Below are 17,240 nucleotides of genomic sequence, written 5' to 3' on the forward strand. Positions count from 1 at the left end.
GATGGTTGCGGTACGCAGTGCACATCTTAACCGAGCTGGAGAGTTCGATTCAGTAAAATGGATCGCAAGCCTGGGCATTTCCAGCCAGCAGTCGTGCGAGCGCCTTGCCGAGACGTGGACCTATTGTCATGAACGCACGCTGGGCCATCCCGACGCCGAGCTGCTGCTGTGGCGCGGCGTTGAGATGGTTGAGATCCTTTCCATGCTCAACATGGACAGCGACTCGCTGCGGGCCGCGCTGCTCTATCCGCTGGTAGTGGGCGACGTCGTCAGCGAAGAAGCGCTGGAAGAGAGCGTCGGTAAATCGGTGGTGCAGCTGATCCACGGCGTGCGCGACATGGCCGCCATCCGCCAGCTGAAGGCGACCCACATTGACTCGGTATCGGCCGAGCAGGTGGATAACGTGCGCCGGATGCTGCTGGCGATGGTCGACGACTTCCGCTGCGTGGTCATCAAACTTGCCGAGCGCATCGCCCACCTGCGCGAAGTGAAGGACGCGCCGGAAGATGAGCGCGTGCTGGCGGCCAAGGAGTGTACCAACATCTACGCGCCGCTGGCCAACCGGCTCGGCATCGGCCAGCTCAAGTGGGAGCTGGAGGATTACTGCTTCCGCTACCTGCATCCGGACGAGTACAAGCGCATCGCTAAACTGCTGCACGAGCGGCGCATTGACCGCGAGCACTATATCGATGAGTTCGTCAGCACCCTGCGCGCCTCGATCAAAGAGGAGGGCGTGAAGGCCGAGGTTTACGGCCGTCCGAAGCATATCTACAGCATCTGGCGCAAAATGCAGAAAAAGCACCTGGCCTTCGACGAGCTGTTCGACGTGCGCGCCGTGCGCATTGTCGCCGAGCGCCTGCAGGACTGCTACGCCGCGCTGGGCATTGTTCACACCCATTTCCGCCATCTGCCGGATGAGTTTGACGACTACGTCGCCAATCCGAAGCCCAACGGCTACCAGTCGATCCACACCGTGGTGCTCGGTCCCGGCGGTAAAACCGTCGAAATTCAGATCCGCACGAAGCAGATGCATGAAGACGCCGAGCTGGGCGTCGCCGCCCACTGGAAGTATAAAGAGGGCGCCTCGGCGGGCGGCGGGCGCGGGCACGAAGACCGCATCGCGTGGCTGCGCAAGTTGATTGCCTGGCAGGAGGAGATGGCCGACTCCGGCGAGATGCTCGACGAAGTGCGCAGCCAGGTGTTCGACGACCGGGTCTACGTCTTTACGCCGAAGGGCGACGTGGTGGACCTGCCGGCGGGCTCCACGCCGCTGGACTTCGCCTACCACATCCACAGCGACGTGGGGCACCGCTGCATCGGGGCGAAAATTGGCGGCCGCATCGTGCCGTTTACCTACCAGCTGCAGATGGGCGATCAGATTGAAATCATCACCCAGAAGCAGCCAAACCCCAGCCGCGACTGGCTCAATCCCAACCTCGGCTACGTGACCACCAGCCGCGGGCGCTCGAAAATTCACGCCTGGTTCCGCAAGCAGGACCGGGACAAGAACATTCTTGCCGGGCGGCAGATCCTCGACGACGAGCTGGGGCAGCTGGGCATCAGCCTGAAAGAGGCCGAGAAGTTCCTGCTGTCGCGCTACAACTTTAACGAAATGGAAGAGCTGCTGGCGGCCATCGGCGGCGGCGACATTCGCCTCAACCAGATGGTCAACTACCTGCAGGCGCAGTTCAACAAGCCGAGCGCCGCCGAGCAGGATGCCGCCGCCCTGAAGCAGCTGCAGCAGAAAACCTACAATCCGCAGACCCGCAAGAAAGACGATGGCCGGGTGGTGGTCGAAGGCGTGGGCAATCTGATGCACCATATCGCCCGCTGCTGCCAGCCGATCCCGGGGGATGAAATCGTCGGCTTTATCACCCAGGGACGCGGTATTTCCGTGCACCGTGCGGACTGCGACCAGCTCGCTGAGCTGCGCGCCCACGCGCCGGAGCGCATCGTTGACGCCGTGTGGGGCGAAAGCTACTCGGCAGGCTATTCGCTGGTGGTGCGCGTTACCGCCAACGATCGCAGCGGCCTGCTGCGCGACATCACCACCATTCTCGCCAACGAGAAGGTCAACGTGCTGGGCGTCGCCAGCCGCAGCGACACTAAGCAGCAGGTGGCGACCATCGACATGACCATCGAAATCTACAACCTGCAGGTGCTGGGCCGCGTGCTCGGCAAGCTGAACCAGGTGCCCGACGTGATTGACGCCCGCCGCCTGCACGGCGGTTAAATTCCCGTCGCGACGGCCCCTTTCCCGGCGGGAGAGGGGCCGATTATTTTTACCGTTAAGGAGAGCCTCCATGACTCAAATCACCCGACTGCTCAGCATTATGCAGCGCCTGCGCGACCCGGAAAACGGCTGCCCGTGGGACAAAGAGCAGACCTTCGCCACCATCGCGCCGTATACCCTGGAAGAGACCTACGAGGTGCTGGACGCCATTGCCCGGGAAGATTTTGACGATCTGCGCGGCGAGCTGGGCGACCTGCTGTTTCAGGTGGTGTTCTATGCGCAAATGGCGCAGGAAGCGGGGCGCTTTAACTTCGACGACATCTGCGCCGCCATCAGCGATAAGCTGGAGCGCCGCCACCCGCACATTTTCGGTGACGCGACAGCCGGCAGCAGCGGCGAGGTGCTTGCCCGCTGGGAGGCCATCAAGACCGCCGAGCGCGCGGAAAAGGCGCAGCACTCGGCGCTGGACGACATCCCCCACGCCTTCCCGGCCCTGATGCGCGCCCATAAAATTCAGAAACGCTGCTCGGCCGTGGGGTTTGACTGGAACTCGATCGGCCCGGTGCTCGATAAAGTGCACGAAGAGATGGATGAAGTCATGCACGAAGCGCAGCAGGCGGTTATCGACGAGAAAAAACTCGAAGAGGAGATGGGCGACCTGCTGTTTGCTACCGTCAATCTCTCGCGCCACCTTGGCGTTAAGGCGGAGACCGCCCTGCAAAAAGCCAACCTCAAATTTGAGCGCCGTTTCCGCGAAGTGGAACGCATAGTTGCCGAACGCGGGCTGGAGATGACCGGGATCGATCTGAATACCATGGAAGAGGTGTGGCAGGAGGTTAAGCGCCAGGAAACTGATCTCTAACGTTTTTTCGCTGCTAAGCGCGATTTGTGCGATTTTCTAAATAACAAGCGGTTGATTTGCGTCAAAAACATTTACCCAAAAAGGGCTATTTTCTCACAGTTTCTTTTGTCAGAACCTGGCCCCGGAGAGGAAGAATGAAAGTTTGTGGCGACTGCTCTGTTCGGGTATACTACTTTCCCGTCCTGGTTATTCCATCGTTTCACCCTAACTTCTCAGGTTCAGCATGACAACGAACTATATTTTTGTGACCGGCGGGGTCGTATCCTCTCTGGGTAAAGGCATTGCCGCAGCCTCCCTGGCAGCCATTCTTGAAGCCCGTGGCCTCAACGTAACTATCATGAAGCTGGATCCGTACATCAACGTCGATCCGGGCACCATGAGCCCGACGCAGCACGGGGAAGTGTTCGTGACGGAAGACGGCGCTGAAACAGACCTGGACCTGGGTCACTACGAGCGTTTCATCCGCACCAAGATGACCCGCCGCAACAACTTTACTACCGGCCGTATCTACTCCGAAGTCCTGCGCAAAGAGCGCCGCGGCGACTATCTCGGCGCGACTATTCAGGTTATCCCGCACATCACTAACGCCATCAAAGAGCGCGTTATCGCGGGCGGCGAAGGCCACGACGTGGTGCTGGTCGAAATCGGCGGCACCGTCGGCGATATCGAATCCCTGCCGTTCCTCGAAGCTATTCGCCAGATGGCGGTGGAGGTGGGCCGTGAGCACACTCTGTTCATGCACCTGACCCTGGTGCCGTACATGGCCGCTGCCGGTGAAGTGAAAACCAAGCCGACGCAGCACTCGGTAAAAGAGCTGCTCTCTATCGGTATCCAGCCGGATATCCTGATCTGCCGTTCCGACCGCGCCGTACCGGCCAACGAACGCGCCAAAATTGCATTGTTCTGCAACGTTCCTGAAAAGGCCGTTATCTCTCTGAAAGACGTCGATTCCATTTATAAAATCCCGGGCCTGTTGAAATCTCAGGGGCTTGACGATTATATTTGTAAACGATTCAGCTTGAACTGCCCGGAAGCAAACCTGGCCGAATGGGAACAGGTTATTTACGAAGAAGCCAACCCGGCAGGCGAAGTCACTATCGGTATGGTCGGCAAGTACATCGAGCTGCCGGATGCCTATAAATCAGTGATTGAAGCGCTGAAGCACGGCGGTCTGAAAAATCGCGTGACCGTTAACATCAAGCTGATTGATTCGCAGGATGTTGAAACGCGCGGCGTGGAGATCCTCAAAGATCTCGACGCTATCCTCATCCCGGGTGGCTTCGGCTATCGCGGCGTAGAGGGCAAGATCGCCACCGCGCGCTATGCGCGTGAAAACAATATTCCTTACCTCGGCATTTGCCTGGGTATGCAGGTTGCGCTGATTGAGTTTGCGCGCAACGTAGCGGGTATGGAGAACGCCAACTCTACGGAATTTGTGCCAGACTGTAAGTACCCGGTCGTCGCACTCATCACCGAATGGCGCGATGAAAACGGCAACGTTGAAGTCCGCACTGAGAAGAGCGATCTCGGCGGCACCATGCGCCTCGGCGCACAGGCTTGCCAGCTTAGCGATGGCAGCCTGGTTCGCCAGATGTACGGCGCAGAGACGATCACTGAACGTCACCGTCACCGCTATGAAGTTAATAACATGCTGCTGAAACAGATTGAAGCTGCCGGTCTGCGCGTTGCGGGCCGTTCCGGGGACGATCAGTTGGTCGAGATCGTCGAAGTGCCGAACCATCCGTGGTTTGTCGCCTGTCAGTTCCATCCGGAGTTTACTTCTACGCCGCGTGATGGGCACCCGCTGTTTGCCGGCTTTGTGAAAGCCGCCAGCGAGTACCAGAAACGCCAGGCGAAGTAAAAAAGTTAGAACGGCAGTGCACCCAAACGGGTGCACTGTTTGTCTGGAGTTTTAGTTTAACTTGTACTGAGGAAAACCTAATGTCCAAAATCGTTAAAGTCATCGGTCGTGAAATCATCGACTCCCGTGGTAACCCGACTGTTGAAGCCGAAGTACACCTGGAAGGTGGTTTCGTCGGTATGGCAGCTGCTCCGTCAGGTGCTTCTACTGGTTCCCGCGAAGCGCTGGAACTGCGCGATGGCGACAAATCCCGTTTCCTGGGCAAAGGCGTAACCAAAGCGGTTGCCGCGGTTAACGGCCCGATTGCTGAAGCTGTACTGGGTAAAGACGCTAAAGACCAGGCTAACATCGACAAGATCATGATCGATCTGGACGGTACTGAAAACAAATCCAAATTCGGTGCGAACGCTATCCTGGCCGTTTCCCTGGCTGCTGCTAAAGCTGCTGCTGCTTCCAAAGGTATGCCGCTGTACGCGCACATTGCTGAACTGAACGGCACTGCGGGCAAATACTCCATGCCGGTTCCGATGATGAACATCATCAACGGCGGCGAGCACGCTGACAACAACGTTGATATTCAGGAATTCATGATCCAGCCGGTTGGCGCTTCAAGCGTAAAAGAAGCTATCCGCATGGGTTCTGAAGTTTTCCATCACCTGGCGAAAGTGCTGAAAGCCAAAGGCATGAACACTGCTGTCGGTGACGAAGGCGGCTACGCGCCGAACCTGGGTTCCAACGCCGAAGCGCTGGCCGTTATCGCTGAAGCGGTTAAAGCTGCAGGCTATGAGCTGGGCAAAGACATCACTCTGGCGATGGACTGCGCGGCATCTGAATTCTACAAAGACGGTAAATACGTTCTGGCCGGCGAAGGCAACAAAGCGTTCACCGCTGAAGAGTTCACCCACTTCCTGGAAGACCTGACCAAGCAGTACCCGATCGTTTCCATCGAAGATGGTCTCGACGAATCTGACTGGGACGGCTTTGCTTACCAGACCAAAGTGCTGGGCGACAAAATCCAGCTGGTGGGCGACGACCTGTTCGTTACCAACACCAAGATCCTGAAAGAAGGTATCGAGAAAGGCATCGTTAACTCCATCCTGATCAAATTCAACCAGATCGGTTCCCTGACCGAAACCCTGGCTGCAATCAAGATGGCGAAAGACGCTGGCTACACCGCCGTTATCTCTCACCGTTCTGGCGAAACCGAAGACGCAACCATCGCCGATCTGGCGGTAGGTACTGCGGCTGGCCAGATCAAAACTGGTTCCATGAGCCGTTCTGACCGCGTTGCTAAATACAACCAGCTGATTCGTATCGAAGAAGCGCTGGGCGAAAAAGCACCGTACAACGGTCGTAAAGAGATCAAAGGCCAGGCATAATCCCCTGCGCTGAATGAAAAATGCCAGTCTGCGGACTGGCATTTTTTTTGCGCATTAATCAGAAATGATCGTTTCAGCTAAATCTGCGATACTAACGGTTTAGCCAAAAACTGAGACGACTATGCAGTACCCGATTAACGAGATGTTCCAGACCCTGCAAGGCGAGGGTTACTTCACCGGCGTTCCAGCCATCTTTATCCGTCTACAGGGATGCCCTGTTGGCTGCGCGTGGTGCGATACCAAACATACCTGGGATAAGCTTAGCGATCGGGAAGTCTCGCTGTTCAGCGTGCTGGCGAAAACGAAAGAGAATGACAAGTGGGGTGCGGCAGGCGCGGAAGAGCTGCTGACCGCCATCGTCCGCCAGGGCTGGACCGCCCGTCACGTAGTGATCACCGGCGGCGAACCCTGCATTCACGATCTGACGCCGCTGACCGAGCTGCTGGAGCAGAACGGCTACAGCTGCCAGATAGAGACCAGCGGCACCCACGAAGTGCGCTGCTCCCGCGATACCTGGGTGACGGTATCGCCGAAGGTCAACATGCGCGGCGGCTACGACGTCCTCTCCCAGGCGCTCTACCGCGCCGATGAAATCAAACACCCGGTTGGCCGCACCCGCGATATTGAAGCGCTGGACGAACTGCTGGAGACGATTGCCGACGATAAGCCGCGCATCATCGCCCTGCAGCCGATAAGCCAGAAAGAGGACGCGACGCGGCTGTGCATTGAAACCTGCATCGCCCGCAACTGGCGCCTGTCGATGCAGACCCACAAGTATCTGAATATTGCCTGATAAAAAACCCGGCGCCGGAGCCGGGTTTCGCTTTTACTCGCCGCGATACACGCAGCCCGCCGTGCAGGTCTCTTTGATCATCACCGCGCTCAGCAGCGGTACCCGCGGCTTCATCTGGTCCCAGATCCACTTCGCCAGCACTTCGCTGGTGGGATTTTCCAGGCCAGGGATATCGTTCAGATAGTAGTGATCGAGGCGATCGTAGGTCGGCTTAAAGGCCGCCTTCAGCTCGGCAAAATCCATGATCCAGCCGGTGTGCGGATCTACCTCGCCGGTGATCTCCAGCCGAACCATAAAGGAGTGACCGTGCAGACGGCCGCACTTGTGGCCTTCCGGAACGTGCGGCAGGCGGTGGGCGGCTTCGAAGGTGAAATCTTTAAACAGGGTGGTGGACATCGTGAACTCTCGAATAATGCGGAAAAACCGGCGAATCTTACAGCAATGTATCTCTTTTCGCATTAACTAAAACCGACTTTTCAGGTAAGCCCCGGCCGGGCAGCGGAGTCCCGGCTATTAATACTTTTAAATCATAGCGTTAATTAACCTGTTTTAGCGATAAGGCCAAGCGTTAAAAGCGGTTAGTCCTTTTGGTTATTTATTATTTCCAACCCTTCTTTAATTGTTATTATTCCTGCCGTTAACCTTACTCTCCGTTCTGTTTTTACAATTAAAACAGCTTTGCTACTGGAACATAACGACGCATGACGACACAGGCTCCTCCATCCGCGTTGCTTCCGCTCAACCCGGAGCAGCTGGCCCGCCTGCAGGCGGCCACTAACGATTTTTCACCGACCCAGCTTGCCTGGGTTTCCGGCTATTTCTGGGGCATGCTCAACCAGCAGCCCGGTGCTGCCGCTGCGCCCGTTGCCCCGGCCGCCGCGCCTGCGCCTGGGATCACGCTTATCTCCGCCTCACAGACCGGCAATGCCCGGCGGGTGGCCGAGCAGCTGCGCGATGACCTGCTGGCGGCTCAGCTGAACGTCACGCTGGTGAACGCGGGCGACTATAAATTTAAGCAGATAGCCCAGGAAAAGCTGCTGGTGATCGTCAGCTCCACCCAGGGCGAAGGCGAGCCGCCGGAAGAGGCCATGGCGCTGCACAAATATCTGTTCTCGAAAAAAGCGCCGAAGCTTACCGACACCGCCTTCGCGGTATTCGGCCTCGGCGACAGCTCCTACGAGTTCTTCTGCCAGGCGGGGAAAGACTTCGACAGCAAGCTGGCAGAGCTGGGCGCCGACCGCCTGCTGGACCGCGTTGATACCGACGTCGAATTCCAGCCCGCCGCCGCCGAATGGCGCGCGCGCATCGTCGAGGTGCTGAAGGCCCGCGCGCCGAAGGAGACGCCCGCCGAGGCCTGCGTCACCGCCGCCGGCGTCGCGAATGAAGTGCACACCAGCCCCTACAGCAAAGAGGCGCCGCTGACCGCAACGCTGGCGGTGAATCAGAAAATTACCGGCCGCAACTCGGAGAAAGACGTTCGCCATCTCGAAATCGACCTCGGCGACTCCGGCCTGCGCTACCAGCCCGGCGACGCGCTGGGCGTCTGGTATCAGAACGATCCGGCCCTGGTGCAGGAGCTGGTCGAACTGCTGTGGCTGAAGGGCGACGAGCCGGTCAGCGTTGGCGGCGAGACCAGGCCGCTGTCTGAAGCGCTGGCGTGGCACTATGAGCTGACGGTCAACACCGCCAACATCGTCGAAAATTACGCCACCCTGACCCGCAGCGAGTCCCTGCTGCCGCTGGTGGGCGATAAAGCGAAGCTGCAGCACTACGCGGCCACCACGCCGATTGTTGATATGGTCCGCTTCTCGCCGGCGCAGCTGGACGCTGAGGCGCTGATCGGCCTGCTGCGTCCGCTGACCCCGCGTCTTTACTCCATCGCCTCTTCCCAGGCAGAAGTGGAGAGCGAAGTACACGTCACCGTTGGCGTCGTGCGTTACGACATTGAAGGCCGCGCGCGCGCCGGCGGTGCCTCCAGCTTCCTCGCCGATCGTCTGGAAGAGGACGGCGAAGTGCGCGTCTTTATCGAGCACAACGACAACTTCCGCCTGCCCGCCAACCCGCAGACGCCGGTGATCATGATTGGCCCCGGTACCGGTATCGCGCCGTTCCGCGCTTTCATGCAGCAGCGCGCCGCCGACGGCGCGGAAGGCAAAAACTGGCTGTTCTTTGGCAACCCGCACTTCACTGAGGATTTTCTCTACCAGGTGGAGTGGCAGCGCTATGTCAAAGAGGGCGTCCTGAGCAATATCTCCCTGGCCTGGTCCCGGGATCAAAAAGAAAAAGTCTACGTACAGGACAAGCTGCGCGAACAGGGCGCAGAGCTGTGGCGCTGGATCAATGACGGTGCCCATATTTATGTCTGCGGCGACGCCAATCGCATGGCGAAAGATGTCGAGCAGGCGCTGCTGGAAGTGATAGCTGAATTCGGCGCGATGGACGCCGAAGCGGCGGATGATTATTTAAGTGAGCTGCGCGTTGAGCGCCGATATCAGCGAGATGTCTACTAATGAGCGAAAAACATCCCGGCCCTTTAGTGGTCGAAGGCAAGCTGTCCGATGCCGAGCGGCTGAAGAAAGAGAGCAACTTTCTGCGCGGCACCATCGCCGAAGACTTAAACGACGGCCTGACCGGCGGCTTTAACGGCGATAACTTTCTGCTGATCCGCTTTCACGGCATGTACCAGCAGGACGACCGCGACATTCGCGCCGAGCGCGCCGCTCAGAAGCTGGAGCCGCGCCACGCGATGATGCTGCGCTGCCGCCTGCCGGGCGGGATTATCAGGCCCGAGCAGTGGCTGGCGATCGACAAGTTTGCCGCCGATAAAACGATTTACGGCAGCATTCGCCTGACCAACCGCCAGACCTTCCAGTTTCACGGCATTCTGAAGAAAAACGTTAAGCCGGCGCACCAGATGCTGCACGAAGTCGGCCTTGACGCGCTGGCCACCGCCAACGACGTCAACCGCAACGTGCTCTGCACCTCGAATCCGGTGGAGTCCGAGCTGCACGCCGAAGCCTACGCGTGGGCGAAAAAGCTCTCCGAACACCTGTTGCCGCGCACCCGCGCCTATGCAGAGATCTGGCTGGATCGCGAGAAGGTTGCCACCACCGATGAGGAGCCGATCCTCGGTGAAACGTACTTACCGCGTAAATTCAAAACCACGGTAGTTATTCCGCCGCAGAACGATGTCGATCTGCACGCTAACGACATGAACTTCGTGGCGATTGCTGAAAACGGCAGGCTGGTGGGCTTCAACCTGCTGGTGGGCGGCGGGCTCTCTATCGATCACGGTAACAAGAAAACCTACGCCCGCACCGCCAGCGAGTTCGGCTTCCTGCCGCTGGAGCACACGCTCGCCGTGGCCGAGGCGGTAGTGACCACCCAGCGCGACTGGGGCAACCGTACCGATCGTAAGAACGCGAAAACCAAATACACCCTCGAGCGCGTCGGCGTCGAGACCTTCAAAGCCGAAGTCGAGCGCCGCGCGGGCATCAAATTTGAACCCGTTCGCCCGTACGAATTTACCGGCCGCGGCGATCGCATCGGCTGGGTGAAGGGTATCGACGATAAGTGGCACCTGACGCTGTTTATTGAAAACGGCCGTATTCTCGACTATCCGGGGCGTCCGCTGAAAACCGGCCTGCTCGAGATCGCGAAGATCCATCAGGGCGACTTCCGCCTGACCGCCAACCAGAACCTGATCGTCGCGGGCGTGCCCGAGAGCCAGAAGGCAACAATTGAGAAGCTTGCCCGCGATCACGGCCTGATGAACGCCGTTAAACCCCAGCGCGAAAACTCGATGGCCTGCGTCGCCTTCCCGACCTGCCCGCTGGCGATGGCCGAGGCCGAGCGCTTCCTGCCATCGTTTGTCGATAAGGTCGAGGCGGTGATGGACAAGCACGGCGTCGGCGAGGAGCACATCGTCCTGCGCGTCACCGGCTGTCCGAACGGCTGCGGCCGCGCGCTGCTGGCGGAGCTGGGCCTGGTCGGCAAAGCGCCGGGCCGCTACAACCTGCACCTCGGCGGCAACCGCATGGGCACGCGCATCCCGCGTATGTACCGCGAGAACATCACTGAATCCGAAATTCTCGACAATGTGGACGAACTGGTAGGCCGCTGGGCCAAAGAGCGCGAGGCCGGTGAAGGCTTCGGCGACTTCACCGTTCGCGCCGGCATCGTCCGCCCGGTGCTCGACCCGGCGCGGGATTTCTGGGAATAACTGTCGTTCCCCGCGTAAGCGGGGATAAACCTGCGAGGTCATCATGTCACAACTCGATCTGCACGCTCTCAACGCGCTACCCAAAGTTGACCGCATTCTGGCGCTGGCCGAAACCAACGCCCGGCTGGAAAAGCTCAGCGCCGAGGAGCGCGTAGCCTGGGCGCTGGAGAACCTGCCGGGCGAATACGTGCTCTCGTCGAGCTTCGGCATTCAGGCGGCGGTAAGCCTGCACCTGGTCAATCAGCTGCGCCCGGACATCCCGGTGATCCTCACCGACACCGGCTACCTGTTTCCGGAGACCTACCGCTTTATCGATGAACTGACCGACAAGCTGAAGCTCAACCTCAAAATCTACCGCGCCGAGCAGAGCCCGGCCTGGCAGGAGGCGCGCTACGGCAAGCTGTGGGAGCAGGGCGTTGAAGGCATAGAGAAGTACAACGAGATCAACAAAGTCGAGCCGATGAACCGCGCGCTGGAAGAACTCAAGGCTCAGACCTGGTTCGCCGGCCTGCGCCGCGAGCAGTCCGGCAGCCGCGCCAGCCTGCCGGTGCTGGCCGTTCAGCGCGGGGTATTTAAAATCCTGCCGATCATCGACTGGGACAACCGCACCGTCTACCAGTACCTGCAAAAGCACGGCCTTAAGTACCACCCGCTGTGGGACGAAGGCTACCTCTCCGTCGGCGATACCCACACTACCCGCAAGTGGGAGCCGGGCATGGCGGAAGAGGAGACGCGCTTCTTCGGACTCAAGCGCGAGTGCGGGTTGCACGAAGGGTAAGGGCAGAGGCTGGCTCAACCTGGCGCAAACTATCTCAATATTTTTAATCATTGAGATAGTTTGTTACGGCATCCGATCCTGGCGGTGCTATTACCGAACGTCAAATCTTCAGAACAAAGTTGTGCTAATACCTTACGCCGGGGTCTTACCTTCCTGAGCGCTCCCTCAGCGTTATCCCGGGATATTTATGGGCTACTTTCCGTAGAATGCGATCCAGGTAAAAGACTTCCTATAACGCTCTAATAAAATCAATTAGTTACTGCTCTTTACTAATCTGGAAAAGTTGGTAGATATTTTCTTTCAAAAAAAACTATTATTATTCATGCGGTTGCTTTTAGAGTGTTCCCCGCGCCAGCGGGGATAAACCGGCGACGACTGGAACGTCATGTCATTCAGCTTCGTGTTCCCCGCGCCAGCGGGGATAAACCGAACCTTGGCAACCAACTGGTCGCGATCGCTGAGTGTTCCCCGCGCCAGCGGGGATAAACCGTCTCATTTAGGCGGGGATGCCGCGTATCATCGGTGTTCCCCGCGCCAGCGGGGATAAACCGCAGTCACCTCGCGGCTTCATCCTGCGGTCCTGGTGTTCCCCGCGCCAGCGGGGATAAACCGCCAGTTGGCAGCGGCTCTTCCTCGCCACATGAGTGTTCCCCGCGCCAGCGGGGATAAACCGCGCGTAGCCCACTATCGCAACGGCCGCCCTGGGTGTTCCCCGCGCTAGCGAGGATAAACCGATAGCATTGGCTGTTCCATGTTTGTGCGCTATGATTATGCACATAAACTATGCGCAGGAGGTTATGATGAGAACGAATGTTGCCGAAAAAAAACGGAGTACAAACCTGTACTTAAATGCTGGACTGCTTGAAGAGGCCAAACAACTCGATCTGAACATTTCCGCGATAACTAACCATGCGCTGGAAATGGCCGTCATAGCACGTAGGCGCGAACGCTGGATCGAGGAAAACCGCGCGGGTATTGAGGCGTTAAACGGCTTTGTAGAAGAAACGGGTATTTTTTCCGATGATGAAAATTTCGGGGTAATTTAGTGAAACAGTTTGCAGTTTATAAAAATAAATTCCGAAATAAACAGGCATACCCGTATTTCATTGATGTGCAGACAGATATGCTAGCGCATCTCAATACTCGCCTGGTTATGCCGCTAACTAAGAAAGATAATTCTAATTCGCAGGTAAAAGCATTAACACCGGTGATTAAAATCGACCAGATTGAGTATGTCGTGCTGGCGACAATGATAACGACAACAGATGTAAAAAATCTTAACGCAGAGGAGGCTGTAATGGATGCGTCACATTTACGCGATCAGCTGGTTTCTGCAATCGACATGATGATTTTAGGTATTTAACCAACGAAGAGTAGTCGTATGAACTCGGAAAATAAGTCACTTAAATTTCAGCGTTCCTCTTATTTAAAAGGCAGTGTCTTTTCACATTATCGGAGCGGGGCGCATGACAGAACCGTCCAGCGCCGGGCTGCTGCCGTGCGTCCTGGCAACGCCCCGGATCGATTTTGAAACCACTCTGGCCGTTCGCCACCCCGTCACCCGTCGGCCAACAATCCTAGGTACCTGCTGGAGCCGGAAATTACCCTGCTGCTTGCCCAGGGTTTCACCGATTTGCGTTCCCGCATGTACTTTGATGGGCTGTGGAATATCGGCATAAAAATTGGCAATCAGGTTGTCAATCGTGGTGACTTAAGCGGAAATTCGCGGTTGCAGAAATGCTTATGGTTTCCTTTACCGCGTTCATTGTCATAGCACATCACGCAAACGCCATCAACGATACAGGACAGGCTGTATTTGTACGCGTGCTGACTATCTAAAATTGCCGGATCCACTCTAAAATGCGGATGGCCGCGAAGGCGTTATCGGCAATCAGGATGCGTCGAATTATCAACTCAACAGCGGGCATCGTTGAACCTCCTTGTTGATGTAAAAACATGTCGAGGAGACTCTTGCCCGCTCGGCGAAAGTAGACTGACTGCTTTACCAGTCAGGAGCGTTAAAACGCCTGACGCCGCGGCAGGTGACGCTGGGCAATATTATGCTCACCGATCCCGGAAAACTCTGGTCGGTCGCAGAGGTCAGGGATACGCTCGGCATTGCCGACAATACGGCCAGGGCCAATCTGCGGATCCTGGTAAAAGAACAAATCGCGTCCGAAATCACGGCGAACGGTCAGAAAACGCTGTATCAATTGAAGATATCGTTTGATTGAACATCATTCATCAGGAGTATAAAACGACATGGAGTATGCCGGGTATCCAGACTATCTTCGCTACTGGGGTAAAACGCGGCGTCCGCCGGTAGAAAACGAGCCTGCCTGGCACCTGCTGGCCTATCATTGTCTCGATGTCGCCGCCTGCGGATATAAGATGGCCGAAACAAACCGGTTTGGTCTGCGTGACAGGCTGGCAGCTTGCGGTATAGAGGGGCAGGATGCTCTGAACTGGGTTGCCTGGCTGTTCTCCATTCACGATATCGGTAAATTCGCCCGCGGCTTTCAGCGCTTTGCCAGCTTTCCCGACTCTCCGCTGGTTCCTCCCGTAACGGGCATTCACGCATCTTTGCGGCACGATTCTCTGGGTATGCATCTATGGCATGAGCTCTTTGCCGACTGGACGCAGGGAGATAGCCAGCTTATTCCTGATGTTGATGTCGAAATGCGCGATGAATACGACCAGGCGCTTAATGCCTGGGCTTCACTGAGTACCGGGCATCACGGTCTTCCACCAGAGGAAGGAAACAGGAAAGCCTCCGAGGCTTTTTATCAGGGCGATAAGGCCGCCGCTCAGCGCTTTATCGAAGATCTCAGCATCCTGTTCCCGTTTTCACTGCCCGATGCGTGGTTGGACGACAATAAAGAAGGGCTCAGGCATATCCGCGAGCAGAGCTGGCTCTTCGCCGGGGTGATGACGCTCTGCGACTGGATTGGTTCTGACCAGGCTCTGTTTCCCCTCTCAGACACTCCGATGCCGCTTGCTGACTACTGGCCGCTGGCCTGCGAAAAGGCAGAGCGGGCGCTGGCGAACATCCCTCGGCCTTCATTACTGAATCCTTACTCCGGCCATCAGGCCCTGTTTCCGTTTATTGATACGCTGACGCCGCTGCAGCAGAAGGCGTGCGAGCTGGATATCACCGCGCCGGGACCGCAGCTCGTCATCATGGAGGACGTTACCGGCGCCGGGAAAACAGAGGCGGCGCTGATACTGGCGCACCGCCTGCTGTCGGCGGGAAAAGGCAAGGGGCTGTATGTTGGTCTGCCGGGCATGGCGACGGCCAACGCCATGTATCAGCGCCTGCAGAAAGCCTACCGGCAACTCTTTAGCCCCGATTCAGCGCCCTCGCTGATGCTCGCCCACAGCACCCGCGAGATGTCCGATGCCTTCCGCCACTCTATCTGGCAGCCGATGGCCGGATCGAACGAGGGTTATGCCAGAGATGAGGCCACAGCAACCAGCCAGTGCAACGCCTGGTACGCCGACTCGCGTAAGAAAGCGCTGCTGGCGGAGATCGGCGTCGGCACGCTCGACCAGCTGCTGATGGCGGTGATGCCGTTTCGCCACCAGTCTCTGCGCCTGCTCGGAATGCGCGACAAAGTGCTGCTGCTCGACGAAGTCCACGCCTACGACGGCTATATGGTTCGCCTGCTGGAGGGGCTGCTGCGCTTTCACGCCGCGCAGGGCGGCAGCGCCGTGGTGCTCAGCGCCACGCTTCCCGTTTCGCTGCGCGAGAAGCTGCTGGCGGCATTCAATGCCGGCGCCGGTTACGCCGCAAGCGCACTCCAGCAGTCGGATTACCCTCTGCTCAGCCACCTGAGCGCGGCCGGGCTCTCTGAGCAGAGGCTCGCCACCCGACCGGAAGTGCAGCGCACCTCGCAGGTGCGCTGGCTGACGCAGCCTGCCGAGGCGATAGCCCTGATTAAGCAGGCCGCTGCCGGCGGGCAGTGCATCTGCTGGATCCGCAATACCGTCGATGAGGCGCTGGAAAGCTACCGGCAGCTGCTCAATTCCGGTGATATTCCTGAAGACGATATGCTGCTGTTCCACAGCCGGTTTGCGTTTGCCGATCGGATATCCATTGAGGACAACACCCTCAGCTGGTTCGGGAAAGAGGCACCGTCAGAAGCGCGGCGGGGAAAAGTACTGGTTGCCACCCAGGTCGTCGAACAATCTTTAGATCTCGATTTCGATTACATGATTTCCGACCTTGCGCCGATAGACCTGCTTATCCAGCGTGCCGGGCGCTTGCAGCGCCATATCCGCGATGCGGAAGGCAACTTCAAAGGACGCGGCGATGACGAGCGGCCTGCGCCGGTGCTCTACGTCCTCGCCCCCGAGTGGCGTGACGATATGGCGGCAGACCACTTTGCCGCCGCACTGGGGGGAACGCAGTATGTCTATCCGGACCACGGCGCGCTGTGGCGTACCCAGGCGCTGCTGCGCGAGATCGGAGAAATCCGCATGCCGGAAGGGGCCAGAGCGCTGGTGGACGGCGTTTATGAACAGACCATAGAAGCACCTGAAGGATTACAAACCGTTTCCGATGACGCCTACGCCAAAACTCTGGCGGTGCGCTCTGTGGCTTCACAAAACCTGCTCGACCGCAATAAGGGCTACAGCCGGACCGCCAGCGACTTTATGTGGGACGAGGAGCGGGAGTTCTCTACCCGCCTCGGCGAGGAGAGCATCGACGTGTATCTGGCCTGGCGCGATGAGCAGGGCGAGCTTCACCCCATCGTCAGCGGGGGCGATTTCCGCTGGGAGAGAAGCCGGATTTCGCTGCGCAAAGGCTGGTGGGATAAGCGCAAAGCCACATTTTTACAGCCGGACGACGAGCAGCTGGCGCAGTTTCGCAAGCAGCAGCACAGGCCGGTTGCGCAGGTGGTGCTGGTATCCCATGACGGTGAGGCGGAGTATTACAGCAGACGGTATGGGTTGGTGGGGAAGTAGGTTATCCCCGCTGGCGCGGGAACTCAGCAACTCCAGAATCTCAGCGCGGTTTTGCTGCGGTTTATCCCCGCTGGCGCGGGGAACACTGTAAATCAAGAACGCTACTACGGTTCATCCCCGCTGATGCGGGGAAAGACAGGACTT

At 58.1% G+C, this 17,240-nt stretch carries 14 protein-coding genes and 1 CRISPR repeat array; of the genes, 12 read left to right on the top strand and 2 right to left on the bottom strand.

The genetic code is table 11. The annotated features are described in order from the left end of the window. The first annotated feature begins 1 nt into the window (after window position 1). From relA to queE, 5 genes are all read left to right on the top strand, one after another. Window positions 2-2,233 carry a GTP diphosphokinase gene (gene relA, locus ENGE1_RS11320; RefSeq protein ID WP_043082242.1) on the top strand — a complete coding sequence of 744 codons (2,232 nt, stop codon included), beginning with the start codon at window positions 2-4 and terminating at the stop codon, window positions 2,231-2,233. A gap of 70 nt (window positions 2,234-2,303) precedes the next feature. Beyond that, window positions 2,304-3,095 (top strand): nucleoside triphosphate pyrophosphohydrolase, encoded by a 792-nt coding sequence (gene mazG, locus ENGE1_RS11325; protein ID WP_043082243.1) that lies wholly within the window; start codon window positions 2,304-2,306, stop codon window positions 3,093-3,095. A 223-nt stretch (window positions 3,096-3,318) separates the two neighbouring features. Further along, a complete protein-coding gene (gene pyrG, locus ENGE1_RS11330) occupies window positions 3,319-4,956 on the top strand; it encodes a glutamine hydrolyzing CTP synthase (RefSeq protein ID WP_043082244.1) in 1,638 nt (545 codons plus the stop codon). 80 nt (window positions 4,957-5,036) lie between these two features. Next, entirely contained in the window at window positions 5,037-6,335 is a 1,299-nt protein-coding gene (eno, locus tag ENGE1_RS11335; RefSeq protein ID WP_048253375.1) for a phosphopyruvate hydratase, read from the top strand. A 121-nt stretch (window positions 6,336-6,456) separates the two neighbouring features. Beyond that, window positions 6,457-7,128 carry a 7-carboxy-7-deazaguanine synthase QueE gene (gene queE, locus ENGE1_RS11340; protein WP_043082246.1) on the top strand — a complete coding sequence of 224 codons (672 nt, stop codon included), beginning with the start codon at window positions 6,457-6,459 and terminating at the stop codon, window positions 7,126-7,128. Between the two features lie 33 nt (window positions 7,129-7,161). Here the strand turns inward: queE and queD are convergent, their stop codons facing one another. Further along, on the bottom strand, window positions 7,162-7,524 hold the full coding sequence (gene queD / locus ENGE1_RS11345) for a 6-carboxytetrahydropterin synthase QueD (RefSeq protein WP_043082247.1): 363 nt from the start codon (window positions 7,522-7,524) through the stop codon (window positions 7,162-7,164). Between the two features lie 305 nt (window positions 7,525-7,829). On the opposite strand from queD, the gene cysJ reads away from it, so the two are divergent. The 5 genes from cysJ (at window position 7,830) to ENGE1_RS11370 (ending at window position 13,491) form a co-directional block, all read left to right on the top strand. Then, window positions 7,830-9,638, top strand: a complete 1,809-nt coding sequence (cysJ, locus tag ENGE1_RS11350) for an NADPH-dependent assimilatory sulfite reductase flavoprotein subunit (protein ID WP_043082248.1) — start codon at window positions 7,830-7,832, stop codon at window positions 9,636-9,638. Next, entirely contained in the window at window positions 9,638-11,350 is a 1,713-nt protein-coding gene (gene cysI / locus ENGE1_RS11355) for an assimilatory sulfite reductase (NADPH) hemoprotein subunit (protein ID WP_045289326.1), read from the top strand. Before cysJ ends, cysI begins: the two co-directional genes overlap by 1 nt. A 43-nt stretch (window positions 11,351-11,393) precedes the next feature. Then, window positions 11,394-12,128: a phosphoadenosine phosphosulfate reductase gene (cysH, locus tag ENGE1_RS11360; RefSeq protein ID WP_043082250.1), complete on the top strand. Its 735-nt coding sequence runs from the start codon at window positions 11,394-11,396 to the stop codon at window positions 12,126-12,128. A 339-nt stretch (window positions 12,129-12,467) separates the two neighbouring features. Beyond that, window positions 12,468-12,862: direct repeats of the CRISPR family, unit length 29 nt; unit sequence GTGTTCCCCGCGCCAGCGGGGATAAACCG. Window positions 12,863-12,925: 63 nt separating this feature from the next. Further along, a complete protein-coding gene (locus ENGE1_RS11365) occupies window positions 12,926-13,174 on the top strand; it encodes a type II toxin-antitoxin system CcdA family antitoxin (RefSeq protein WP_225823432.1) in 249 nt (82 codons plus the stop codon). Continuing rightward, window positions 13,174-13,491 (top strand): CcdB family protein, encoded by a 318-nt coding sequence (locus ENGE1_RS11370; protein ID WP_048253374.1) that lies wholly within the window; start codon window positions 13,174-13,176, stop codon window positions 13,489-13,491. Before ENGE1_RS11365 ends, ENGE1_RS11370 begins: the two co-directional genes overlap by 1 nt. A gap of 326 nt (window positions 13,492-13,817) precedes the next feature. Here ENGE1_RS11370 and ENGE1_RS29485 read toward each other — a convergent pair whose 3' ends face one another. Further along, window positions 13,818-13,982: a toxin-antitoxin system TumE family protein gene (locus ENGE1_RS29485; protein ID WP_329958747.1), complete on the bottom strand. Its 165-nt coding sequence runs from the start codon at window positions 13,980-13,982 to the stop codon at window positions 13,818-13,820. 206 nt (window positions 13,983-14,188) lie between these two features. Between ENGE1_RS29485 and ENGE1_RS28970 the strand changes: the two genes are divergently transcribed. Together ENGE1_RS28970 and ENGE1_RS11380 are read left to right on the top strand one after the other, a co-directional pair. Further along, complete coding sequence (locus tag ENGE1_RS28970) at window positions 14,189-14,362, top strand: hypothetical protein (RefSeq protein ID WP_169804722.1); 174 nt, start codon at window positions 14,189-14,191, stop codon at window positions 14,360-14,362. 28 nt (window positions 14,363-14,390) lie between these two features. Continuing rightward, window positions 14,391-17,096 carry a CRISPR-associated helicase/endonuclease Cas3 gene (locus ENGE1_RS11380; RefSeq protein WP_048253372.1) on the top strand — a complete coding sequence of 902 codons (2,706 nt, stop codon included), beginning with the start codon at window positions 14,391-14,393 and terminating at the stop codon, window positions 17,094-17,096. Window positions 17,097-17,240 lie beyond the last annotated feature (144 nt).

Source organism: Pluralibacter gergoviae ATCC 33028 = NBRC 105706 (assembly GCF_001598855.1).
In the GTDB taxonomy this organism is placed as follows: Bacteria; Pseudomonadota; Gammaproteobacteria; order Enterobacterales; family Enterobacteriaceae; genus Pluralibacter; species Pluralibacter gergoviae.

What these genes read in the sequence shown, in the direction of transcription:
- relA (WP_043082242.1), top strand. Translation starts at nt 2, where the DNA reads ATGGTTGCGGTACGCAGTGCACATCTTAACCGAGCTGGAGAGTTCGAT.
- mazG (WP_043082243.1), top strand. Translation starts at nt 2,304, where the DNA reads ATGACTCAAATCACCCGACTGCTCAGCATTATGCAGCGCCTGCGCGAC.
- pyrG (WP_043082244.1), top strand. Translation starts at nt 3,319, where the DNA reads ATGACAACGAACTATATTTTTGTGACCGGCGGGGTCGTATCCTCTCTG.
- eno (WP_048253375.1), top strand. Translation starts at nt 5,037, where the DNA reads ATGTCCAAAATCGTTAAAGTCATCGGTCGTGAAATCATCGACTCCCGT.
- queE (WP_043082246.1), top strand. Translation starts at nt 6,457, where the DNA reads ATGCAGTACCCGATTAACGAGATGTTCCAGACCCTGCAAGGCGAGGGT.
- queD (WP_043082247.1), bottom strand. Translation starts at nt 7,524, where the DNA reads ATGTCCACCACCCTGTTTAAAGATTTCACCTTCGAAGCCGCCCACCGC.
- cysJ (WP_043082248.1), top strand. Translation starts at nt 7,830, where the DNA reads ATGACGACACAGGCTCCTCCATCCGCGTTGCTTCCGCTCAACCCGGAG.
- cysI (WP_045289326.1), top strand. Translation starts at nt 9,638, where the DNA reads ATGAGCGAAAAACATCCCGGCCCTTTAGTGGTCGAAGGCAAGCTGTCC.
- cysH (WP_043082250.1), top strand. Translation starts at nt 11,394, where the DNA reads ATGTCACAACTCGATCTGCACGCTCTCAACGCGCTACCCAAAGTTGAC.
- ENGE1_RS11365 (WP_225823432.1), top strand. Translation starts at nt 12,926, where the DNA reads ATGATGAGAACGAATGTTGCCGAAAAAAAACGGAGTACAAACCTGTAC.
- ENGE1_RS28970 (WP_169804722.1), top strand. Translation starts at nt 14,189, where the DNA reads ATGCTCACCGATCCCGGAAAACTCTGGTCGGTCGCAGAGGTCAGGGAT.
- ENGE1_RS11380 (WP_048253372.1), top strand. Translation starts at nt 14,391, where the DNA reads ATGGAGTATGCCGGGTATCCAGACTATCTTCGCTACTGGGGTAAAACG.